The following is a 22,062-nucleotide window of genomic DNA, read 5'->3' on the forward strand; positions in this document are numbered from 1 at the left end:
GAGATACCTAGAAGCTCGCTGATCGGCTTTCGTGCCTGTTTCGCAATATGTGGAGTGACGGCTCGCCCTTTGATGGTGTCAAGTCGATTGCGTAATATGAACACAACGCAGCTGGCCCAAGTGGGGCGGAGTAACGGCTGGCGACACCAGTCGCGGCCTGAAGTTTCATGTGCCGCGGTCACCTGCAAGAGGGCGGATCGCTCCGTCTTTCCGTGAATGAGTTGTTCTTTGCAAGGATCTTTATGCGTGCGCTCAGCTCAGCTGGTTTAACGTCCTCGGATCGCGCTGCCATAGGTCGCACCTCACCTGCAGTTGATCTGCTGATTCGTCTGATTGTCTGCATCCTTTGGGCCGCCGGCATCTACATCCTGGTGTTGTAGGGGCTCGTTGCCCGCCCGTCATCGTGCCCTCAGTGCTCACTGGGTCCCGACGTTGACCTTCTCGAGCCCGCTCCATGGATGCGAACCACAAGAACCAGCAACGTGCTGTTGTCGTCGTCCAGCGTTTCCTGGCTGTACTCGCTGCCCTCCTCCAGGGTGATCATGCGAACGCCGCTATCGATGAGGCCGGCGAGAATCGCCTTGGTTGCATGAGTTGGTTCCTGCCTGCTCAGTCGGTCGATGGCCTCGACCAGCCGCACCGGGTCCCTCCCAAGCCGGTCGTCATGCGCCAACTCCAGGAATCGCCCGAGGGCTCCGCGCCTCAAGCTGCCGCTCCAGACCAGCACCTGAAACCTGCTGGACACCGGACACCCGGCTGCCGCCGTAGGCCAGTGGCGCAGGAGACGGGTGATCGGCCTCACGGATGCCTGGATGGCCGAGAGCCTGGAGCGTCACCACCAGGCCCTGGACTGTTTCCGCGGCTGTGCGGCCCTGCTGGATGTCGAGACCTTTGCAAGGCTGCCGCCTCAGCCTTGCCCGATTCCTTACTGACGAGGTGTGAAGGAACCTGCTTCCTGCCGAGGCGGATACTCCTTGAACGTGGCCATGAAGTTGCTGACCAGGTCCTTGAGCGGAACCATTGCAAACATCCGACGAACCAGCCAGTCGTCATAATAGGATGATTGTTCGGGAGCCTCCTCGAAGGGGTCGGCTCGCAAGTTGATGAACAGCGGAGCCTTCCTTGGCTCCTGCCCAAAAATCCATGCACTCATCCCGTGATGGACTTGGGTGCTGAAGTGAAACTTGTAGTCCAGATAGCGTACGGCTCCAAGGGTTCCATCGTCGACAAAGTAGAAAAATGTCTTGCGCGGTCCTTCGGAGACTTCTTTCTTCAAGTAGGGGAGAAAGTTGTAGCCGTCAAGATGTACCCTGAAAGAGTTGTCACCTGCCGTGTGGCCCGCGAGTAACTTCTCCTTGATGTCAGGCTCACCGACTGCGGCCAGCAGCGTAGGCAGCAGGTCTTCCAGAGAGATGATTTCATTCGACACCCAACCAGCCTGGATCTGTCCAGGCCACCGGATCATCAGAGGCACCCGCACGCCACCCTCCCAGGTGGTTGCCTTCTCTCCCTTGAAGGGAGACGTTCCGCCATCGGGCCAGGAGAACTTTTCGGCGCCGTTGTCTGTCGTGTAGATCACGATTGTATTGTCGGCTATCCCGAGTTCATCCAGTTCTGCCAGCAGCTGCCCGATGTGTCCATCATGCTCAACCATGCCATCAGCATAAATGCCTTTCCCGGTCTTCCCTGCCGACTCTGGCTTCAAGTGGGTAAAGATATGCATTCTTGTTGTGTTGAACCAGCAGAAGAAAGGTGTTTCCGCCTTGTGCTGACGCTCGATGAAGTCAAGCGTTGCGCCCAGGAACTCCTCGTCGACCGTCTCCATGCGCTTACGGTTCAAGGGCCCCGTGTCCTCCACGGCCCCCCCAGCCGTCGACTTCAGCACACCGCGTGGCCCGTACTTCCGACGGAACTCGGGATCCTTGGGGTAATCAGGATTTTCTGGCTCTTCTTCTGCATTCAGGTGATAGAGATTCCCAAAGAACTCGTCAAACCCATGCTGCGTGGGTAGAAATTCATCCAGATCCCCAAGGTGATTCTTGCCGAACTGGCCAGTCGCGTACCCATGGGGTTTGAGGAGCTCGGCAATTGTTGGATCTTCTTTTTGCAATCCAATGGGATCGCCAGGCATGCCAATCTTGAGCAGTCCTGTCCGCTTGGGAGATTGACCCGTGATGAAGGCTGCGCGACCAGCCGTGCAGCTCTGTTGTCCATAGGCATCGGTGAACATGATGCCTTCGCGGGCTATTCTGTCAATGTTTGGCGTTTGATATCCCATCATCCCGTGGTTGTATGCACTGGTGTTAAACCATCCGATGTCATCGCCAAAAATGACGACGATGTTGGGCTTCTGCTGGGTCACGGCTGAAGAGAGTTTGCATGACTGGCCTCAGTGTGGCGGTGCCGAACGTCACTTCTGCGACTCACATTTTTTTTTAATGACATCCGTGACGGTGTGGTCCATGGAGCCACGTCCGTGCTCGTGCCGCACCTGATCTTGTTGAGGTCCGGCCCATTCTGGGGCTGCCATGGGGCGCTTCCCGACTGACGGGTTGCTGAGGGCACACGCCGTTTGCTGGCTTGTCCTTCCTCGGGCATGGGTGGTGCTGTCCCGGGCCAGCGGCACGCCTCCCACGGATCCGTCACCAGAATTCGGCAGTGCTCGGCCACCACGTCGCCGGCATCGGCCACATGGCCGCCGAGGGCGAGGGAATTGGGCTTGAGGTCGTCCGTCCCCCCATCGCGCCTCCGCCTCGCTGATGGCCGGGTCGTGGGGGAAGGTCGCGCCGGCACGGAAGACCGGCTCCAGAGGCTCAACTCCTCGCGGATCGATGGCGCTGGGAGAACAACACGTTCAGGCCGCATTCGGCCCTCCAGGGGCGTGCGCCCCTTGAGGCAGCTCAACCAGGAGCTGCCGCATGACCATGACCACCCACTCCCATAAGGATTGGACCGATAACGGAGGTCACGTCAAAATCACCCTCTCAGCTTTCCGGGAAGTCCGTGTTCCTGCCCAAGACTCCTTGCTAATGCTGCAATCTCAAGTCAGGCTCAGAGTCTAAATGTCCGGATCACCCAGATGACCCATGGGGCCTGGATGGGCCCCTTCAGCTATCGCGCCTTGTAGCTCTCCACCGGACTCTGGGGTTGTCTCCCAAGCGCGAGGCTTCGACCGCCCCTCGGTGAGGACTGAAGAGATTGAAGCCATCATCCGCTGGATCTTTGCCTCCCTCTTGCGGTGGACGATTCAGAGTCCCGCCGCAGTTGCTCCTCAGAGCGTCAACAGCACCACGGAGCTGAGCTCCTCCCCTTTGGCCGGCGGACGCTCCCGGCAGATGTGCACGATGGGTTCGGGGTGCCAGAGGAGAAGCAGGGTGCGGTGCTCCTCCGCACTGAGAACCCGCCGCTTCCCGTGCAGCCCCACGTAGAGCTGGCCCTTGTGATCCATCAGCCAGCTGATCTTGGTCGCCAGGTTGAGCGGCAGCTTGCGGAACAGTTCCCAGCACCGCATCGCCCTGCCCTCGCCTTCCCGGTCGTCAGTGGCCCGAAGGATCTTCAGGCGGAGCCTGAGGTGTTTCCCCATCAACGTTGCGACCCTGCCGACATCAGCGTACGGCCACTGGGCGTGCGCATCGCTCGTCGTCGCTGCAAAGCTCCGGGTAGCGAGGCATCGCGCTCCATGCCCTCAAGACAGCGTCGTGGTACGCGGGGTGGCTGATGCTGTGCTTGACGTTGGAGGACGCGAATGTTTCCAGCTGGGCTTGCATCGCATCGGCAACCTGAATCTGAAACATATCCCCCGTGGCAAACCGCCGTGGCAAAGCTCCGCGCGATGTCGCCTCAGCGGCCTGCTCGCACCAGCAGCCGATCTCCCTGCGGATCGGCCTTCCCCCCACCGTGCGGCGATCGCTAGAACGCTGGGATGACCCGCATCGATCCAGGCAGCCTGCGCTCCAGACCCCTGGACGCGCGTCCTGGTGGCCTTCCCGCCAGCCTGTTCGTGCACGGTGGCAGGGCGCCGACCCAGCTCTCGGCGCTCGTGTTCCTTCCCACCGGGATGCAGGCCCGGGACGCGCTCCAGCTGGAGGATCTCCCGGGCCTGCTGGCAGACAGGCGGCCGCTCTGGATCCGGCTGCAGGGCATGGCGGACCCAGCGCTCATCCGTGCCGTGCTCGGCAGGCTGGGGGTGCCGCCGGCTTTCCATGCGCCGCTGCTCGAGGTGCCCCAGCGGCCCAGGGTGGACTCCCTGGGCGATGTGGTTCTCGCCATCCTGCACCGACTCAGCTGCTCGGAGACCACCGAACGCCTGGTGGGCGAGCAGGTGGGGCTGCTGCTGCTGCCGAACCTGCTGATCAGCATCGAGGAGGTGCCGAAACCTCGCTCGTTCCCGGAACTCACCCAGTGGCTCGCCTCCCTGGATCCTCCGCCCACGCGCGAGGATCTCGACGACATCCTCCACTTCCTGATCGACGAAGTGCTGGACGATCTGTTCCCGCTGCTGGAGAAGCTGGCCGACAGGCTCGAGGCCCTGGAGGAAGAGGCCCTGCGCCATCCCACCCCGCGTCTGCTCAACCGCGCCTACGACGTGCGTGGCAGCCTGCGGGACATTCGCGGCCAGGTGTGGCCCCTGCGCCATCAGATCATGGTGCTGCTCCGGCAGACCCAGCGGTTGCTGGGGCCTGAGGCTCTGCACGGCTTTCAGGACATGGAGCAGCGGGTGGGTCTGATCTTCGAGGGCTGCGAACTGCTGCGCCGGCAGTGCGACAGCGTGACCGACGCCTACATGGCCAGCATCAGCAACCGCATGAACCAGGTGATGAAAACCCTGGCCATCGTCTCGTCCATTTTCGCGCCGCTCACATTCATCGCCGGCATCTACGGCATGAACTTCGTGGCCATGCCGGAGCTGAAGTGGGCCTATGGCTACGCCCTGGTGCTCGTGGCCATGGCCAGCGTCGCCCTGCTGCAGAGCTACTGGCTGTGGCGTCGCGGCTGGTTTCAGGACTGGACGGCACTGCGCCGTTGACCTCAGAGCTCCAGCTCCTCCTCCAGCTTCGCCATCACCACATCCGCCACGTGCTGGATGCGGTAGCGGCAGGCCTGGGTCTCGCTGGCCCGGAAGCTGCCGGTTTCCCAGTACTTGTTGCTGCCGGCCCCGCCCCCGCAGATGCCGAAATAGCTGCAGCTGCTGCGGCAGGCTTCGATGCCGGCCTGCATGTCGGCCCACATGCGCTGGAAGCGCGGATGGCTGCAGGCCGATTCCAGCGAATCGGTGAGCACGTTGCCGAGGTTGAACAGGCCGTAGCTGGTCTCCACCGACAGCAGCTCCGGATCGAAGGTGGAGAAGTTGCCCTGATGATCCACGCTCACGATCGCCATCGGGTGGTTGAGATCGGAATGGTCCACCCGGGAGCGGCTGGCGATGAAGGTGTAGAGATCCTCGAACTCGCGAATGCGCAGGGCTCCGCCGGCCTCCACCACCCGGTCCCAGACCCGTCCGAGAAAGCGGCGGTACTGGTCTTCACAGCTCTCCCCGCCAAGGCTGGAGCGCTTGTGCACTCCCTCGGTTTCCTCCATGTTGAAGCCCACCTCGCTGATGCCGTGCTCCAGGTAGAAGTCCACCAGGGCATCGGCGTGCTGCAGGGAGTCTTCGGTGAGCACGCTGATCACCGAGAAGGGAATGCCGGCCTCCTGCAGGGCCCGGATTCCGCGCATGGTGTCCGCATGGCTGCCCCGGCCCAGCCGTGTGCGGCGGTGGCTGTCGTGCAGGAAGGCCGGCCCGTCGAGGCTCACCCCCACCGTGATGCCATGCCGCCGGAAACACTCGCACCAGGTGGCGTTGATCAGGGTGCCGTTGGTCTGCAGGGCCTGCGCCACCTGCACGCCCGGATGGGGCTCCAGCATCTCCCGCAGGATCTCACTGGCGCGCGTGTAGAAGGCGGGGGGGCGGGTGAGCGGTTCACCGGCGTGCCACAGCAGGGTGAGCCCCTCGCCGAGATAAGGACTCTCCAGCACCCGCTGCAGGATGGGGCGCAGCAAGCCCTCGTCCAGCAGCTGGCGGCGTTGGCGATCGGGCAGATAGCAGTAGGAGCAGTCGAGGTTGCACAGCGAGGTGGGTTGGATCACCAGCAAGCGGATCGGCCCGAAGCTGCTCACGGCTTGCCACTCACCAGTTCACGAAACCCACGCCGGGACGGGCCCCATTGACGAAACCACCACCCCGGTAGCCGCCCCCCCCGTTCACAAAGCCGCGGCTGCCGCCGTAGTAGCCGTGGTTGTTCACGAACCCCCGGTTCACGCCATTGGCGAAGCGGCGGCCTGGCCCCCCGTTCACGAAGCCCCGCGCCAGGGCGTCCCCGGTGGTTCCATCGCCTGCGGCCGGGGCGGACTCGTCGAAGCGCTGCAGCAGAGCCAGGCTGATGCGCTCCAGCCGGGCCTCCACATCGGTGCCGCCGGGGGATGGCGTGGTTCGGGCCGCCGCGGGTTCCGCCAGAGCCGCGCAGGCCATCAGCAGAACCAGCAGGGAGAAGCGAGTGCCGGTGGTCATGGTGAGCGCCAAAGGGGAGGAGTCGGTAGGGCGGATGGAACCAGGCGGCTGAGCGCCAGCTCAAGGCTTGGCTCAGGGCTGGGCAGGCACGGCGATCTGCTCGTGGTTGAGCAGCACGCTCTGGAAGTAGAGGGCGATCATCGGCTCGGGCAGGCCCAGGGTGCTGTCAGGTCCGAGCCAGCGGTTCACCAGCTCACGCGAGGCGGAATCGCCGTTCACGTAGCCCTGCAGCAGCTTGGCGATGGCCAGGTTCACCAGATTGCGCAGGGTGGAGTTGTTCTCCGGCATGGCGCAGCCCACCGCGTAGCGGTTGAGGGCCATGGTGGGAACAAGGCTGGGCTGCTTCAGGCTGGATCCCTTCGCCGCCGAGGCGAGCAACACCGAATCGCCGCCCAGCGCATCGACCCGGCCCTGCGCCAGGGCCTGCATCCCGGCGGCCAGATCGGCCACGGGCACCAGCCGGGCGCTGGGCTGCAGCGCCTTCACGGTGGCTTCGCCCAGGCTGCCGTTCACCACCCCGATCCTCTTGCCCTGCAGGGAGTCGGGTGTGCCATCGAGGGCGCCGTCCTGGGTGAGCAGGCGGATGCCCGAAAGGGCAAAGGGGATCGAGAAGTCCACGAACATCTCCCGCTCCCAAGTGAACTGGGCGCCGCACATCAGGTCGACCTCGCCGTTGTGCACCTGGCGGAACAGGGCGTCCTGGCTGTCGGTGGTCTCGCCCACTACCTTCACGGGGCGGCCCAGATAGTCGGACACCTCAGCAGCGATCAGACCCGCCACATCGATGGCGTAGCCCTGCAGTGCCCCCTGGGCATCCTCCTGCATGTAGGGCGGGGCCGATCCCGCCACACCCAGAGCGAGCTCACCGGTGCGGGCGGCGCGTTCGATCGCGGTTTCGGCCTGAACGGCAGCGGGCGCCGCCGCCAGAACCAGCACCGCAGCAGCGCCGGCCACGCGGCGCAGGTGGCGGTTCAGCCCGTTGCCCAGTCGCTCGATCACCCTGGGAGAACGCATCGCGCCATGGCTGCCATCCCCCGAGCTTGGCCCGAACGGTGAGAGCTGGCTCCAGGCTTCACATGGTCTGTGATGTACGTCCGTGGTGTGGCGGATCCGATGGCACCCGGATCAGGGCTCAGATCACCCGGTGACGCCGCACCTGCAGGTCGTTCTTCACCTGAAGGGTCTTGTTGTGGAGATCCAGGCCCTTCACCGAGGCCACCTCACCCTGCAGCCCCTGGGCCGCCATCTGCTCCACCAGCTGTTTCATCAGTTCGTCCTCCACCTTGTTCTGGTCGAAGCCGCTGGGGGTGAGATCAGCCAGGAAACGTCCAATGCGCGTCGCCACCACATCGGAAGGGTTGGTGACCTTGATGACGATCATGGCCGCGGAACACAGTGATACGGCATGTTAAGGGCCTTCCCGGAACGACTCGAGCGCAGGCGATCAGCGGATGCCCATCGCCCGCAGCAGGGCGCCGTGGCAGAGCCCGCCGTGGGAGCACATGGGCACACTGCGGCCGTTGACCCGGGCTGTGCTCTGAGCCGGTGGCTGGGGGCCTCGGCTCGAGGCGGTGCCGGCTCCCGCCGGGGCAGCGGGAGCGGGAGAACCGGCGGCCGGTGGTGGCTGGGCAGGGGCGGCGCCACCACCCTGCACGTTCTGAATCTCAGACGTGGTCTCGCGCGCCCGGTTCAGAATCGCCGTGGAGCCGGGAACACTGATGCTGTTCACGGTGCCCTGCATGGCGGCCGCCCCGGTGGCATCGAGCAGCATCTGGGCACGGCCCGCTGCCGGGCTCAGGAGCGTCCCGAACAGAAACAGGGCCGTTGGGGCGAACCACAAGCTGGAGCCCGGGGATGGCGCAGGTGCCGGCATCAGACGACGGGGTGGAGGGCAGCGGACCAGCCCCAGGCGGGCCGTGGGATCAACCGTTCATTGCACCGATTCTGGCGGACTTTGCCGGAGTTGTGCCAACGGGGATGAGGATGGGCCCGTCAGGGTCTGGCAGCTTGTCCCGGGCCGGGGAACTCGCTCCACTGCTTGAGGGCTTCGAGGTCCTGGACGCCCTCCAGCCGCGGTTTGCCCTGCAGGTCCCAGGTGGGGAAGGCGCGCACCTTGGCCGCCATGCAGCGCTGCCGGCCCTCGTCGCTCTTGTCGCACTCCACGTAGGGAAGGCTGTTGCCGGCCTCCTTGCCGAACAGGTTCTTCTGCTGGAAGCAGGCCGGACACCACCAGGCCCCGTAGAAGACGGCGCCCCGGCTGCGCAGATGGTCGCTGAGGGCCCGTTGCTCCGCGGTGGAGACGCTGAGCGGTTCACCCACATGGGGTGAGGTGGAGGGCGGCGGCTCAGGCGTCTGCGGCTTCGATCCACGGGCAATGGCACTGGCCGTGGCCAGGGTTCCCAGCAGCACCACCACCAGCGGGGTGAGCCAGGCAGGGCGCCGTGATGCCATCGTCAACAAGCCTGCAAGCCATGGAAAACCTAGAGGGTGCGGCCTGTCCACGGGGCGGTGCGGGGCAGCTTGGCGGCTGGCCAGCCGGGTTCCGTCCTGCCGTGCCGGGCGTTCGGCCTTCCACCCCGCCCACGGGCGGCGCAGGCTGGCGGCGGCTGAGAGACTGGACGGGGTGTCGGCACCACCTCCGCCCGCCACCATGTCCTGCTCGCCCATGGGCGCCTGTTGATGACCGCCAACGGCTACCGCGACTACTTCAAGGTGCTGGGTGTCGACCGCGGAGCCGACGCCGACACGATCAAACGCTCCTTCCGCAAGCTGGCGCGGCAATACCACCCGGATGTGAATCCCGGTGACAAGGCTGCCGAGGCCCGCTTCAAGGAGATCAGCGAGGCCTACGAAGTGCTCTCCGACCCCGACAAGCGTCGGAGGTACGAGCAGTTCGGCCAGTACTGGAGCCAGGCAGGGGCCGGCGGCGGCATGGGCGGCATGGACGTGGATTTCGGCCGCTACGGCAACTTCGACGACTTCATCAACGACCTGCTCGGCCGCTTCGGCGGCGGCGGGGCCTCCTCGGCCCCAGGCGGCTTCGGCTTCGGCAGCGGTTTCCCCGGGGGGTTCGGTGGCAGCGGTTTCGGCACAGGCGGCTTCGGCGCAGGCTTCCCCGGCGGCGCCAAGGGTGCCCCGGCCAATCTCGATGCCGAAGCCAATCTCACCCTCGCCATGGCGGAAGCGTTCCGGGGGTGCGAACGCACCCTGGCGGTGAACGACGAGCGGGTGAAGGTGCGCATTCCGGCGGGCGTGCGCCAGGGCAGCCGGCTGCGACTCAAGGGCAAGGGCAACATGCAGCCGGGCACCGGCCGCCGCGGTGACCTCTACCTCAACCTCCAGATCCAGACCCACCCGATCTGGAAACTCGACGGCGATCAGCTGCGGGCCGAGCTGCCCCTCAGCCTCGATGAGCTCGCCCTCGGTGGCGAGGTGCGCGTGGCCACCCCCGATGGCGAGGCCACGGTGCAGGTGCCCCCCGGCATGACCCTGGGCCGCAGCCTGCGGCTCAAGGGCAAGGGCTGGCCGATCAAGGAGGGGCGTGGCGACCTTCTGCTCACCCCGGTGCTGCGGATGCCGGACACCCTCAGTTCCGAGGAGCGGGCCCTGCTCGAGCAGTTGCGTGCCGCGCGCAGCGCCGATCCCCGCGCCGGCTGGATCCAGGCGGCCCGGCTCTGAGGCCCCGGCGGCCGGAACGGCGCCGGGTTGCTCCCTAGGATCCGGCCGATCCACTCCCCAGCCCAACAGACTCCATGGAGCTCAGCTACCGCCCCCGTCGGTTGCGCCGCACGCCGGCCCTGCGGGCGATGGTGCGGGAGTACCAGCTCAGTGCCGCCGATTTCATCTACCCCCTGTTCGTGCATGAGGGGGCCACCAACGAGCCGATCGGCGCCATGCCGGGCTGCCGCCGCTGGAGCCTGGAGAGCCTGGTGGAGGAAGTGGGACGCGCCTGGGAGCTGGGCATCCGCTGCGTGGTGCTCTTCCCCAAGGTGGCTGACGGCCTCAAGACCGAGGACGGCGCCGAGTGCTTCAACGAGCACGGCCTGATCCCCCGGGCCATCCGCCGCATCAAGGAGGTGCACCCGGGCATGGCGATCATGACCGACGTGGCTCTGGACCCGTACTCCTGCGACGGTCATGACGGCATCGTGAGCCAGGAGGGGGTGGTGCTCAACGACGAGACCGTGGCGATCCTCTGCCGCCAGGCAGTGGCCCAGGCCCGCGCCGGTGCCGATCTGATCGGCCCGAGCGACATGATGGATGGGCGCGTGGGCGCCATCCGCGAAGCCCTGGATGAGGAGGGCTTCGAGCACGTGGGCATCATCAGCTACACCGCCAAGTACGCCTCCGCCTACTACGGCCCCTTCCGCGAGGCCCTCGACTCGGCGCCCAGGGCCGCCGGCGGCAAGCCCATCCCCAAGGACAAGAGCACCTATCAGATGGATCCGGCCAACGGTCGGGAAGCCATTCTCGAAGCCCAGCTCGATGAGAGCGAGGGGGCCGACATCCTGATGGTGAAGCCCGGCCTGGCCTATCTCGACATCATCCACAGGCTGCGGGCCGAGAGCGAGCAGCCGATCGCGGCCTACAACGTGAGCGGTGAGTACGCCATGGTGAAGGCCGCCGCCGAGCGCGGCTGGATCGACGAGCGGGCCGTGGTGCTCGAAACCCTGCTCTGCTTCAAACGTGCCGGGGCTGATCTGATCCTCACCTATCACGCCTGCGACGCCGCCACCTGGCTGCGCCAGGGCTGAGGGCGCCGCGCGCTCCGGCGCCGGTCCCGGGAGAATGCACAGCGCCGACTGTTCCACCATGGCCGCCTCCCCCGCCACCCCGCCATCCGCGCCCGCCCCGCGCCACCGGCTCGGCCATGTGGCGCTGCGGGTGGAGGACATGGACCGGGCGATCGCCTTCTACGGCGCCCTCGGCCTGCGGCTCACGTGGCAGGCCGAGGACTGGGCCTATCTCCAGTGGCCGGGCAGCGGCGAGGGGTTGGCGCTGCTCAGTCCCTCCTACACCGCAGCGGGCCCCCACGTCGCTCTCCACTTCCAGCACCGTGACGAGGTGGACGCCGTGCATGCCGCCCTCACCGCGGCGGGGCACCGTTGCGGCCCCGTGCATGACCACCGCGACGGCACAGCCAGCTTCTACCTCCGGGATCCCGAAGGCAACTGGCTCGAGATGCTCTACGAGCCGCCGGCGGGCATCCCCAGCAACGTGGAGGGCCAGTCGCCGATTCCGCCTCCCCCCCTGGCTCGGTCCGCCGCTGCGCCCGCACCGTGAGCAAGGTGGAGCACGAGGCCCTGGAGCTGCTGGAGTGGCCCAGGCTCTGTGATCAGCTTTCCGGTTTCGCCAGCACCGAGGCCGGCCGCCGCCACTGCCGGGCGTTGGCACTGCCGCTCAGCCTGGAGCACAGCCGGGCGCTCCTGGCCGAAACCACCGAGATGCTGGCCCTCGATGGCCTGCTCGAGGGGGGGCTGAGTTTTCAGGGCGTGGCCGACATCACGGCCGTGGTGGCCCTCTGTGCCAAGGGCGGCACCGCGGCGGGAGAAGCCCTGCTGGCGTTGGCCACCACCCTGGCCGCGGCCCGGCGCCTGCGCAGGCAGATCGACGATCCGGCTCTGCGGCCGGTGTGCTCGGCCCTGGTGGCCGAGCTGCGCACCTTACCCGAGCTGGAACAGCGCCTCCATTTCGCCCTGGAGGAGGGCGGCCGGGTGGCGGATCGGGCCAGCGCCCCGCTGGAAGCGGTGCGGCGCCAGCTCAAGGGGCTTCGCGCCGAACGTCGCGAGCGGCTCCAGGAGCTGCTGCGCCGCCATGCGCCGCTGCTGCAGGACACGGTGATCGCCGAGCGCAACGGCCGGCCGGTGCTGGCCGTGAAGGCCGGAGCCGCCGCCCAGCTGCCCGGGCTCGTGCACGACAGCTCCGCCTCGGGCAGCACCGTGTTCGTGGAACCCCAGGCCGTGATCAGCCTCGGCAACCGCCTGCGCGATCTGGAGGGACGGGAGCGGGAGCTGGAGCAGGCCGTGCTGGCGGAATTGAGCGCCCTGGTGGGAGCGGAAGCCGAAGCGCTGCAGCAGCTCCACGCCGTGCTGCTGCGGTTGGACGCGGCGCTGGCGCGGGCCCGCTACGGCGCCTGGCTCGGGGCGGTGCGCCCCGACCTGGAAGCCGATCCTCACGCTCCGTTCTCCCTGGTGGATCTGAGCCACCCCCTGCTGCTGTGGCAGCAACGGCGGGAGCAGGGCCACGCGGTGGTTCCGGTGAGCATCACCGTGGGAGCGGAGCTGCGGGTGGTGGCCATCACCGGCCCCAACACCGGCGGCAAGACCGTCACCCTCAAGAGCCTCGGGCTGGCCGCCCTGATGGCCCGGGCGGGGCTGTTTCTTCCCTGCAGCGGCACGCCGCGCCTGCCCTGGTGCGGGGCGGTGCTGGCCGACATCGGCGATGAGCAGTCGCTGCAGCAGAACCTCTCCACCTTCAGCGGTCACATCCGCCGCATCGCCCGGATCCTGGCGGCCCTGGCCGAGCCCCGGCAGGGGGCCACGCTCGTGCTGCTCGATGAGGTGGGAGCGGGCACCGATCCGGTGGAGGGCTCGGCCCTGGCCACGGCCCTGCTGCGCCATCTGGCCGATCGCGCCCGCCTCACCATCGCCACCACCCACTTCGGTGAACTGAAGGCGCTCAAGTACGCCGATCCCCGCTTCGAGAATGCCTCGGTGGCCTTCGACGTGGACACCCTCTCCCCCACGTACCGCCTGCAGTGGGGCATCCCCGGCCGCAGCAACGCCCTGGCGATCGCCCAGCGCCTCGGCCTGAGTGAGGCGGTGCTGGAGCAGGCCCAGGCCCTGCTCGAACCCGGGGGTGAGGGGGAGGTGAACCAGGTGATCGTGGGGCTGGAGAGTCAGCGGCAACGCCAGCAGGAGGCCGCCGAGGAGGCTGCCGCCCTGCTCGCCCGCACCGAGCTGCTGCACGAGGAGCTGCTGTCCCGCTGGCATCAGCAGAAGCAGCAGAGCGCCGAGCTGCAGGAACAGCGGCGCAGGCAGTTGGAACGCTCCATCCGCGAGGGCCAGCAGGAGGTGCGCCGCATCATCCGCCGGCTGCGCCAGGGGGGGGATCGCTCCGCGGCGGGCCGCGGCCAGCTGGGCGAAACGGCCCGGCAGGCGGGCCAGCGCCTCAAGCAGCTGGAGCACCAGCACCGTCCGGCCCCGGAGCGCCGCGAGCATGGGGGCTGGATGCCGGAGGTGGGGGATCGGGTGCGGGTGCTCTCCCTCGGCAAGGCGGCCGAGGTGCTGGCCCTGGCCGATGGGGGGCGCGAACTCACCGTGCGCTGTGGGGTGATGCGCCTCACCGTGCCCCTGGAGGGCATCGAAGGGCTGCAGGGGGAGAAGCCGGCGCCGCCGCTTCCCGAGGTGCGGATCAAGGGGCCGCGGGGACTGGGCAGCCGTGGCCCCGATGTGCGCACCGAGCGCAACACCGTGGATGTGCGCGGCCTGCGGGTGCATGAGGCCGAGGCGGTGGTGGAGGAGCACCTGCGCGGAGCCTCCGGTCCGGTGTGGGTGATCCATGGCATCGGCACCGGCAAGCTCAAGCGGGGCCTGCGTCAGTGGCTCACCACCGTGCCCTACGTGGACCGGGTGGCGGATGCCGCACAGGGCGATGGCGGTGCCGGCTGCAGCGTGATCCATCTGCGCTCCTGAGCCCCATCGCTCCGGCAGGCCCGGGTCCGGCGCTAGAGGCTCGGCAGCACGGGACCGGCAGCCATCGGCTCCGGCAGCGGCAGCGCCTGACCCTCCGCGTCGAAGAAGCGCCAGCCGCCTGGATCCGGCTCCAGGTGGATCGTGTCCCCCGGGCTCAGCCTCTCGTCCGCGCCGATCCGCACCTGCACCAGGTGACTGTGCTCCGCCAGCCGGCAGGTGAGGAGCTGTTCGTTGCCGAGGGCCTCCACGTTCTGCACCTCGGCGCCCAGATTGCGGTTGGTGGCGGGTGCCAGCCGCAGGTGCTCGGGCCGCAGCCCGCCGGTGAGGCTCTGGCCGGCCCGGCTGGCCAGCTGTTCCGCCAGGGGGCCTTCCACCGGCAGCCGCCGCCCACCGAGCTGCAGCTGGCCGGCCCCGAGCACGGTCACGGGCAGCAGGTTCATCGGTGGGCTGCCGATGAACTGGGCCACGAACAGGTTGGCCGGCCACTGGTAGAGCTGCATCGGCGTGCCCAGTTGCTGCAGCTGGCCGTCGTTGAGCACCGCGATCCGGTGCCCCATGGTCATCGCCTCCACCTGATCGTGGGTGACGTACAGGGTGGTGGTGCCCAGCTCCCGCTGCAGGGCCACGATCTGGGCGCGGGTGCCGGTGCGCAGCTTGGCGTCCAGGTTGCTGAGGGGCTCATCCATCAGGAACACCGCCGGCTGGCGGGCGATGGCCCGTCCCAGGGCCACCCGTTGCTTCTGACCGCCGGAGAGTTCCTTGGGCAGCCGCTCCAGCAGCGGCTCCAGCTCCAGGCTGCGGGCCACCTCCTGCACCCGCGCCGCGATCCTCTGCTCTCGCCCGGAGTGGATCCGCAGGGGAGGGGGCAGGCGCCGACTGGCCAGGTGCAGGGCGTCCTGGACCTGCTCGGCCAGGGTGCGGGCCCGGCTGCGCCGCAGCCCGAAACTCAGGTTCCCCGCCACGGTGAGGTGGGGGTAGAGGGCGTAGCTCTGAAACACCATCGCCACATCCCGCTGCGCCGGCCGCAGCCCGGTGACCTCCCGGTCCCCCACCGCGATGCTGCCGCCCGTGGGCTGCTCCAGTCCGGCCAGCAGCCGCAGCAGCGTGCTCTTGCCGCATCCCGACGGACCCACCAGCACGAGGAATTCACCGTCGTGCACATGCAGATCGAGCCGCCGCAGCACCTCCACGGGAGCACCCCCGCGCCGCGGCGGGTAGGTCTTGCTGACCGCCTCGAAACGAACCTCCGCCAAACCTGCTCCCACATGGCCGGGTGATGGCCGGAATCCTAGGTTTGAGCCAATGCAATTCATTGATCAGGCCCGTATCGCCGTCAAGGGCGGCCGGGGCGGCGACGGCATCGTGGCCTTCCGCCGTGAGAAGTACGTCCCGGCAGGCGGTCCGGCCGGAGGGGATGGCGGCCGCGGTGGTGATGTGCTGCTGCTGGCCGACGCCAACCTGCAGACCCTGCTGGATTTCAAGTACCGGCGGCTGTTTCAGGCCGTGGACGGCCGCCGCGGCGGTCCCAACCGCTGCACCGGTGCCAGCGGCGACCATCTGGTGATCCGGGTGCCCTGCGGCACCGAGGTGCGCGACGCCCGCACCGGCATCCTGCTCGGCGATCTCACGGCCCCGGGGGATGAACTGCTGGTGGCCGCGGGCGGCCGCGGCGGCCTTGGCAACGCCCACTACCTCAGCAACCGCAACCGTGCCCCCGAGAAGTTCACCGAGGGCAAGGAAGGGGAGGAATGGACGCTGCAGCTGGAGCTGAAGCTGCTGGCGGAGGTGGGGATCATCGGCCTGCCCAACGCGGGCAAGAGCACCCTGATCTCGGTGCTGTCAGCCGCCCGGCCCAAGATCGCCGACTATCCCTTCACCACCCTGGTGCCCAACCTCGGCGTGGTGCGACGCCCCAGTGGTGACGGCACGGTGTTCGCCGACATTCCGGGACTGATCGCCGGCGCCGCCCAGGGAGCAGGCCTCGGCCATGATTTTCTCCGGCACATCGAGCGCACCCGGCTGCTGATCCATCTGCTGGATGCGGCCTCGCCCACCCTGCTCGAGGACCTGGCGGTGGTGGAACGGGAGCTGAGCGCTTACGGCCATGGCCTGGCGCAGCGTCCACGCCTGGTGGTGCTCAACAAGATCGAGCTGCTGCAGCCTGAGGATCTCGCCCAGGCGCTCGAGGCGGTGGAGGCTGCGGTGGACCCTGGATCGCGATCGGTGCTGGCGATCTCGGCTGCCGCTTCGCGCAACCTCGACGCTCTGTTGAACCTGGTGTGGCAGGAGCTGGAAGCCGCCAAACCGGCCCAGCCGCTGGGAGCACCCCTCGGGCTGGGCTGACGGGCTGGGCTGGGCTGGCTGAGGCGTCCGGCCTGGTCCGTGTTCGCCTCAGTCGTCGTAGACGCGGCACTCGGGAGCCTCGGGGTTGAGGTCGCAGTACACCTCGAGAGCCGTGGGGTCGTGGCTGTCTTCGGGGTGGTGGGCCTTGTACTCCTCGAGACCCTTGAGCTCGTCCTCGAGGTGACGCACCTTGCCGAGATCGCCGGAAGCACGCGCGGCTTCGATTTCGGACTTGTCCTTCTGGATGTGCTCGTCGATGTTGTTCATGCAGATGCCGGCCGGGTCGGTCCGAAGCGCATTGACGCCCACCATACGGGTGCTGCAACCCCGACTGCCTCCGGGCCGTTGGTTCTGTGGTGAGCTGCTGATTGCCGCGTCCGTAGCTACCAGCAAGGCAGGCGCATCGCGGAGATCCACTGCCATGACACGCATCAGCAAGCGGCGGGACCGGCACTTCATGGATGAGAACGGCCGTCTGTTCTGGATCAACGGCCCGGAGCATCACTGCTACCTCTCCGAGCAGCGCCAGTGGCGCAGTGGCCTCAGTTTCGACGATGTGTTGGATTGGAAACAGTGCGCTCCCAGTGGCCTGGTCAGCCAGCGCTTCCCCTCGCTCCGCGCCGCCTGCGAGGCCTTCGAGCACAACCAGGTGACCTGGGCCAGGGACCTCTACCTGCTGCGCATGGGGGAGCGCATGGAGGCCCGTCGCAGCGATCCCGATTACAAGCCCACCGCCATGGCGATGGCCGAGAGCCAGGGGGCCCGGCCCCGGGTCCAGCCCTGGCGGCTGCCCGATCCCCAGGGTCCCTGCTGCGGCCTGCCGCCCCGACCGTCACCCGCGCTCGAGATGCCGCATCCCCACCGCCGGCGCCGCAGTGCGGCGGCCTCACCCCGCCAGCTCGCTGAGCTCCAGCCAGCGTTCCTCGGCCCGGGCGATCCGCTCACTCAGGTCTGAGAGTTCCTGGCTGAGGCTCTCGAGACTGGTGTAGTCCCGTTCGCCCCGGCTCAGGCACTGCTCCAGCTCGGCACGACGGGCTTCCCACACAGGCAGGTTCGCGTCGATCTCGCTGAGCTCCCGGGTCTCCTTGAAGCTGCGGCGCCGGCTCCGGCCAGCCTCGCTGGGAGCCTCGGCGCCGGCGGGTGCGGCCGAGGTGGGGGTGTCGGCCGCAGCGCTGGCGGCAGGCTCCCGCTGGCGCCGCTCCAGGTAGGCGCTGTAGTTGCCCTCGAACCGCTCCAGCACGCCGTTCTGGAACACGAACAGGCGATCCACGCAGCGATCCAGGAAGTAGCGGTCGTGGGACACCACCACCACGCAGCCCCGGAAATCCTCGAGGAAGTCCTCCAGCACGGTCAGGGTCTGCACGTCCAGATCGTTGGTGGGCTCGTCGAGCAGCAGCACATTCGGCGCCTCGATCAGCAGGCGGCAGAGATGGAGCCGGCGCCGCTCTCCGCCTGACAGGCGCCCCACCGGCTGGGGCTGCTGGGCCGGGGGGAACAGGAAGCGCTCCAGCAGTTGCGAAGCGCTCATCCGCATGCCCTCCACCTCCACGCTGCTGGCCGCTTCGGTCACCACGTCGATCACCTTGCGCTCGCGCCCTGCCGCATCGCGCTGCTCGGCGAGCACATCGCTGTGCTGGTCGAAGTAGGCCAGCTTCACCGTGGCGCCCAGGTCCAGCCGTCCGGCCTGCACGGGGCGCCGGCCCGCGATCAGATCGAGCAGGGTGGATTTCCCGGAGCCATTGGGCCCGATGATCCCCACCCGGTCTTCGGGGCTGAAGTCGTAGCTGAAGCGCCGCAGCAGCGGCTCCGCGCCGGCCTCGTGCGCCGCGTCGCTGGCCCAGACGCTCAGGTCTTCGGCCTCGATGGCCCGCTTGCCGAGGCGGCGCTGGTTGCTGGCCAGGCTGAGCTGGCCGCGCTGCTGCCGCCTTGGCGCTTCCTGCATGGCCTCGATCCTCTGGATCCGGGCCTTCTGCTTGGTGCTGCGGGCCTGGGGGCCGCGCCGCAGCCAGGCCAGCTCCCGCCGCAGCACGCCGCGGAACCTGGCCTCGCCGGCGGCGGCTGCCGCCTCGTCCTCGGCCTTGCGGGCCAGGTAGGTGGCGTAGTTGCCGCCGTAGCTGCGGGCTTGGCCGCGGTCCACCTCCACGATCCGCTCGGCCACCTGATCGAGCACGTAGCGGTCGTGGGTGATCAGCACCAGGGCGCCGGGGAAGCGGCCCAGGTAGCCCTGCAGCCACTGGATGCAGTCGGCATCGAGATGGTTGGTGGGTTCATCCAGCAGCAGCACATCGGGTTCGGCCACCAGGGCCGAGGCGAGAGCGAGCCGCTTGCGGTAGCCACCGGAGAGTTCGCCCACCCTGCGCCCCACCTCGGTGACTCCCAGGCGATCGAGCACCTCCCGCACCTGCTGCTCCAGCCCCCAGGCCTGGCTCTGATCCATGCGGCTGCTGAGCTGGCTGAGCTCCGCCAGGAGCGCCGTGGCCGCCTCGCCATGGCTGTGGGCCAGCGCTTCGCTCACCGCGGTGTAGCGCCGCAGGAGCTCCATCTTCTCGCCACTGCCCTCGAACACCTGCTCCAGCACGGTGCGTTCGTGGTCGATCTCGGGGTCCTGGTCCACCAGCACGATCCGGGCCCGGGGGAGCACCCGCCGTTCCCCCTCCCCAGGAGGCTCCACGCCGGCCAGCAGCTTCAGCAGGGTGCTCTTGCCGGCGCCGTTGGGGCCGATCAGGCCGAGCCGCTCCCGCTCGCCGATGTGGAGGCTGAGGCCCTCGAACAGGGTGCGGATGCCGAAGTCCTTGCGGACGTCGATCAGGCTGATCAGGCTCACCTCAGGCCCCCGTGTCGGCACCCCGGCGCTGGCTCTCGAGGAAGGCGAACACGCTCTTGTCGCCCACGTCGGCGGCAGCCGGCATGGGGAACTTGCGCAGGCACAGCACCAGCAGCAGCACGGCCTCCAGGGCCAGCAGGGCGCCGGTGGCATCGGGGGCGAGCAGGCCGCTGAGGTGCCCCAGCAGGGCCAGGGGCAGCAGCAGGGTCACCCCGATCGCTTCGGGCCGGCGGAAGCAGAAGAACTCCTTGAAGCCGATCCCCGCCAGCGCGGCGAAGAACGGACCCACCACCCAGATCCAGCGCCCGTCGCCCACCACGGCCGCGCCCATGCCGCTGGGCCCGGCCGTCAGGCCCAGGGCCAGAAAGCCCAGGCAGCCCAGCAGCCAGAAGATCTGGAGACTGCGGTGCAGGGGCAGCAGATAGATGTGGATCCAGCGCAGGGCCAGCCCCAGCCCCACGGCCATCGGCAGCAGCCAGGGCCAGAGCCAGCCCGGTTCTCCCCAGCGCCACTGGGCCAGCAGGGCCAGCTGGGCGATGGCCACCAGCAGCAGGCTGAGCCGGTAGCCCCGCACCTCGCGTCGATCCTGCTCCGTGATGGTGAAGGGGCCATACATCCCTTCGAACACCGGATCCGTTGCTGGTGTGGTCATGGCGCCTCCCCGATCTCAGGCCTCCGCGCCGGAGGTTCTCCCACCAGTGTGGCCAGGGAGGGGCCCGCCGGGACGATTCCCGAAGGATGAAGCGGGAAGAGGGCGCCGAAGTAGTCCTGGCGCCAGGCGGCCGGATCGCAGGTGTCCCCCACCCCCGGCAGGCCATGGAAGCGGGACCGCCACCGCCACAGCGCCGGCAGCTGCCACAGCGGCAGGCGGCTGACGCCGAACAGGGGCGCATAGACCAGCTCCAGCCGGATCAGCGTGGGAAACAGCTGCACGTCCGCCAGGCTCAGCTGCGGCCCGCTCAACCAGGAATCCGGACGGTTCGTCAGGTGCTGCTCCAGTTCCCCCAGCGTGGCGAACAGCGCGGCCTCGGCGCGGTCGTAGGCCGCCTGGGTGCGGGCGAAGCCGCAGCGGTACACCCCGTCGTTCACGCTGTGCTGGAGCTTTTCGCGCCAGTGGGTCGTAGCCGCCTGCTGCGGGGCCGGGTCGAGATCCAGGGGCTGCGGCGAGGGCCACTGGTTGAGGAGTTCGATCAGCCGGGCGCTCTCGCCCACCACCACCCGCGGCTGATGCCGCGACACCAGCACCGGCACCGTGGCCCGCAGCGAGCTGGGAGCGCCGCAGGCGCGGTAGAGCTCCTGAAGGGTGGTGCAGCCCAGGAACGGCCGGGTGAAGCGCCAGCGCCCGGCCTCGGGGTCGGGCTCCACCACCTCCAGCGTGATGCTGCCGGCGAGCCTGCGCAGGCTCCACACCAGCCAGGCCCGGTGGGCCCAGGGGCAGCTGCGGCCCACGATCAGCACATGCCCATCCGGGGCCGCGGCATCCTCCGGCAGCGGGGGCAGGGCGGTGAAGGCACCGGCGGGCCTGCGGTAGTTGCCTTCGCTGTCCGCGGGGGCCAGGCCCCCCATCAGTTGCCGCCACTGCCAATGCCAGCAGTGGCGGGCCGTACGCACCAGAAGGGGGGGCACCGGAGCCATGGACCTGCTCGCTCTGCAGTGAACTCTGCCCGGCAGACTTCACAGCGGCGATCGGGGAGGGGTGATGGAGCGGCTGAGGCGGGTTCTGGTGGTGGGCGGCACCCATGGCAACGAGCGCAATGCCCCCTGGCTGCTCGAGCACTGGCGGCAGGATCCGGCCCGTCTGCGCAGCGCCGGGCTGGAGCCGGTGTTCGTGCTGGGCAATCCCCAGGCCTGGTCCGGCAACCAGCGCTACGTGGAGCGCGATCTGAACCGCTGTTTTTCCGAGGCCCTGCTGCAGGATTCCTCGGTGCAGGCCCTGGAGGTGCGACGGGCCCGTCAGCTGCTGGAGCAGTACGGCCCTGATGGCCGTGAGCCCTGTGCGGTGGCGATCGATCTGCACAGCACCACCAGCGCGATGGGGAACTGCCTGGTGGTGTACGGCCGTCGCCCCGCCGATCTGGCGCTGGCCGCCGGCATCCAGGCCCGGCTCGGCCTGCCGATCTACCTCCATGAGGGCGATGCCTCCCAGACGGGCTTCCTGGTGGAACGCTGGCCCTGCGGGGTGGTGCTCGAGGTGGGGCCGGTGCCCCAGGGCGTGGTGCAGGCGTCCATCTGCCGGCACACCCAGCTCGGCCTGGAGGCGGCTCTCGCCGTGCTGGGGCAGGCCCGCTCCGGGCAGCTGCGGCTGCCTGCGGCCCTGGTGGTGCACCGCCATCTGCGCAGCCTCGATCTGCCCCGCCGGCCGGATGGGAGCCCGCTCGCCTGCATCCACCCCCAGCTCCAGTCGCGGGACTGGCGGCCCCTGCCACCGGGGGCGCCAGTGTTTCTCGGTCCCGATGGCGAGGTGATCCGCTTTGAACCCCTCCCGGATCAGGAGCCCCAGGTGGCCGTGTTCATCAATGAGGCGGCCTATGGGGAGAAAGGCATTGCCCTCAGCCTCACCCGCCGGGAGGTGTGGCCCGTGCCACCGGAATGGTCAGAAGCGTTGGAGGCCTGCGCCTCCACCCTGGCTGGGGCAGCCTGAACGCTGCTGCAGA

General features: G+C 68.4%; 22 protein-coding genes and 1 pseudogene. 9 read left to right on the forward strand and 14 right to left on the reverse strand.

The annotated features are described in order from the left end of the window. Positions 1–409 precede the first annotated feature (409 nt). Together CPCC7001_RS12240 and CPCC7001_RS12245 are read right to left on the reverse strand one after the other, a co-directional pair. Positions 410–673: a hypothetical protein gene (locus CPCC7001_RS12240; protein ID WP_225867244.1), complete on the reverse strand. Its 264-nt coding sequence runs from the start codon at positions 671–673 to the stop codon at positions 410–412. Positions 674–925: 252 nt separating this feature from the next. Beyond that, on the reverse strand, positions 926–2,362 hold the full coding sequence (locus CPCC7001_RS12245; protein WP_006911089.1) for an arylsulfatase: 1,437 nt from the start codon (positions 2,360–2,362) through the stop codon (positions 926–928). A gap of 479 nt (positions 2,363–2,841) precedes the next feature. On the opposite strand from CPCC7001_RS12245, the pseudogene CPCC7001_RS16075 reads away from it, so the two are divergent. Continuing rightward, positions 2,842–2,922 (forward strand): annotated as a pseudogene (locus CPCC7001_RS16075) (hypothetical protein); the annotation flags it as partial. 349 nt (positions 2,923–3,271) lie between these two features. Here CPCC7001_RS16075 and CPCC7001_RS12250 read toward each other — a convergent pair. Then, positions 3,272–3,511: a hypothetical protein gene (locus CPCC7001_RS12250; protein WP_006910607.1), complete on the reverse strand. Its 240-nt coding sequence runs from the start codon at positions 3,509–3,511 to the stop codon at positions 3,272–3,274. A gap of 411 nt (positions 3,512–3,922) precedes the next feature. Between CPCC7001_RS12250 and corA the strand changes: the two genes are divergently transcribed. Next, positions 3,923–5,026 carry a magnesium/cobalt transporter CorA gene (corA, locus tag CPCC7001_RS12260; RefSeq protein WP_043369091.1) on the forward strand — a complete coding sequence of 368 codons (1,104 nt, stop codon included), beginning with the start codon at positions 3,923–3,925 and terminating at the stop codon, positions 5,024–5,026. 2 nt (positions 5,027–5,028) lie between these two features. Here corA and grrM read toward each other — a convergent pair whose 3' ends face one another. The 6 genes from grrM to CPCC7001_RS12290 all read right to left on the reverse strand — a co-directional run bounded on the left by grrM (position 5,029) and on the right by CPCC7001_RS12290 (position 8,998). After that, the gene (gene grrM / locus CPCC7001_RS12265) at positions 5,029–6,156 is read right to left on the reverse strand and encodes a cyclophane-forming radical SAM/SPASM peptide maturase GrrM/OscB (protein ID WP_006909202.1); all 1,128 of its coding nucleotides are present in this window, start codon (positions 6,154–6,156) and stop codon (positions 5,029–5,031) included. A 10-nt stretch (positions 6,157–6,166) separates the two neighbouring features. Further along, positions 6,167–6,547, reverse strand: a complete 381-nt coding sequence (grrA, locus tag CPCC7001_RS12270) for a GrrA/OscA1 family cyclophane-containing rSAM-modified RiPP (RefSeq protein ID WP_043369092.1) — start codon at positions 6,545–6,547, stop codon at positions 6,167–6,169. 72 nt (positions 6,548–6,619) lie between these two features. After that, positions 6,620–7,561 (reverse strand): extracellular substrate binding-like orphan protein GrrP, encoded by a 942-nt coding sequence (grrP, locus tag CPCC7001_RS12275; RefSeq protein WP_006909721.1) that lies wholly within the window; start codon positions 7,559–7,561, stop codon positions 6,620–6,622. A gap of 118 nt (positions 7,562–7,679) precedes the next feature. Beyond that, positions 7,680–7,928 (reverse strand): hypothetical protein, encoded by a 249-nt coding sequence (locus tag CPCC7001_RS12280; protein ID WP_006909393.1) that lies wholly within the window; start codon positions 7,926–7,928, stop codon positions 7,680–7,682. A gap of 63 nt (positions 7,929–7,991) precedes the next feature. After that, positions 7,992–8,387: a hypothetical protein gene (locus CPCC7001_RS12285; RefSeq protein ID WP_043369094.1), complete on the reverse strand. Its 396-nt coding sequence runs from the start codon at positions 8,385–8,387 to the stop codon at positions 7,992–7,994. A 152-nt stretch (positions 8,388–8,539) separates the two neighbouring features. Then, complete coding sequence (locus tag CPCC7001_RS12290; RefSeq protein WP_006910116.1) at positions 8,540–8,998, reverse strand: hypothetical protein; 459 nt, start codon at positions 8,996–8,998, stop codon at positions 8,540–8,542. Between the two features lie 228 nt (positions 8,999–9,226). Between CPCC7001_RS12290 and CPCC7001_RS12295 the strand changes: the two genes are divergently transcribed. From CPCC7001_RS12295 to CPCC7001_RS12310, 4 genes are all read left to right on the forward strand, one after another. After that, positions 9,227–10,225 (forward strand): DnaJ C-terminal domain-containing protein, encoded by a 999-nt coding sequence (locus CPCC7001_RS12295; RefSeq protein ID WP_006910174.1) that lies wholly within the window; start codon positions 9,227–9,229, stop codon positions 10,223–10,225. A 74-nt stretch (positions 10,226–10,299) separates the two neighbouring features. Next, the gene (gene hemB, locus CPCC7001_RS12300) at positions 10,300–11,301 is read left to right on the forward strand and encodes a porphobilinogen synthase (protein WP_006911235.1); all 1,002 of its coding nucleotides are present in this window, start codon (positions 10,300–10,302) and stop codon (positions 11,299–11,301) included. 58 nt (positions 11,302–11,359) lie between these two features. Then, on the forward strand, positions 11,360–11,830 hold the full coding sequence (locus tag CPCC7001_RS12305) for a VOC family protein (RefSeq protein ID WP_050757240.1): 471 nt from the start codon (positions 11,360–11,362) through the stop codon (positions 11,828–11,830). Beyond that, the gene (locus CPCC7001_RS12310) at positions 11,827–14,241 is read left to right on the forward strand and encodes an endonuclease MutS2 (RefSeq protein WP_006911704.1); all 2,415 of its coding nucleotides are present in this window, start codon (positions 11,827–11,829) and stop codon (positions 14,239–14,241) included. Before CPCC7001_RS12305 ends, CPCC7001_RS12310 begins: the two co-directional genes overlap by 4 nt. A gap of 32 nt (positions 14,242–14,273) precedes the next feature. On the opposite strand, the gene CPCC7001_RS12315 is transcribed toward CPCC7001_RS12310, so the two are convergent. Further along, positions 14,274–15,494, reverse strand: a complete 1,221-nt coding sequence (locus tag CPCC7001_RS12315; protein ID WP_043369096.1) for an ABC transporter ATP-binding protein — start codon at positions 15,492–15,494, stop codon at positions 14,274–14,276. Between the two features lie 49 nt (positions 15,495–15,543). Here CPCC7001_RS12315 and obgE point away from each other — a divergent pair, with 49 nt between their 5' ends. Beyond that, complete coding sequence (gene obgE, locus CPCC7001_RS12320) at positions 15,544–16,584, forward strand: GTPase ObgE (RefSeq protein ID WP_006911363.1); 1,041 nt, start codon at positions 15,544–15,546, stop codon at positions 16,582–16,584. Between the two features lie 48 nt (positions 16,585–16,632). Here obgE and CPCC7001_RS12325 read toward each other — a convergent pair whose 3' ends face one another. Then, positions 16,633–16,851, reverse strand: coding sequence for a Calvin cycle protein CP12 (locus CPCC7001_RS12325; RefSeq protein WP_043370094.1), 219 nt, complete (start codon positions 16,849–16,851; stop codon positions 16,633–16,635). A 154-nt stretch (positions 16,852–17,005) separates the two neighbouring features. On the opposite strand from CPCC7001_RS12325, the gene CPCC7001_RS12330 reads away from it, so the two are divergent. Beyond that, entirely contained in the window at positions 17,006–17,539 is a 534-nt protein-coding gene (locus CPCC7001_RS12330; protein ID WP_050757139.1) for a hypothetical protein, read from the forward strand. On the opposite strand, the gene CPCC7001_RS12335 is transcribed toward CPCC7001_RS12330, so the two are convergent. From CPCC7001_RS12335 to CPCC7001_RS12345, 3 genes are read right to left on the reverse strand one after another with little or no spacing between them, the layout of a single operon-like run. Beyond that, positions 17,471–19,408 (reverse strand): ABC-F family ATP-binding cassette domain-containing protein, encoded by a 1,938-nt coding sequence (locus CPCC7001_RS12335; protein ID WP_006909597.1) that lies wholly within the window; start codon positions 19,406–19,408, stop codon positions 17,471–17,473. The genes CPCC7001_RS12330 and CPCC7001_RS12335 overlap by 69 nt on opposite strands. Position 19,409: 1 nt before the next feature. After that, on the reverse strand, positions 19,410–20,060 hold the full coding sequence (locus tag CPCC7001_RS12340) for a DUF2301 domain-containing membrane protein (protein ID WP_006909115.1): 651 nt from the start codon (positions 20,058–20,060) through the stop codon (positions 19,410–19,412). Beyond that, complete coding sequence (locus CPCC7001_RS12345) at positions 20,057–21,043, reverse strand: glutathione S-transferase C-terminal domain-containing protein (RefSeq protein ID WP_006910811.1); 987 nt, start codon at positions 21,041–21,043, stop codon at positions 20,057–20,059. Before CPCC7001_RS12345 ends, CPCC7001_RS12340 begins: the two co-directional genes overlap by 4 nt. A 64-nt stretch (positions 21,044–21,107) precedes the next feature. On the opposite strand from CPCC7001_RS12345, the gene CPCC7001_RS12350 reads away from it, so the two are divergent. Further along, positions 21,108–22,049: an aspartoacylase gene (locus CPCC7001_RS12350; RefSeq protein ID WP_043369098.1), complete on the forward strand. Its 942-nt coding sequence runs from the start codon at positions 21,108–21,110 to the stop codon at positions 22,047–22,049. The last annotated feature ends 13 nt before the right edge of the window (positions 22,050–22,062 follow it).

Source organism: Cyanobium sp. PCC 7001 (assembly GCF_000155635.1).
Classification (GTDB): Bacteria; Cyanobacteriota; Cyanobacteriia; order PCC-6307; family Cyanobiaceae; genus NIES-981.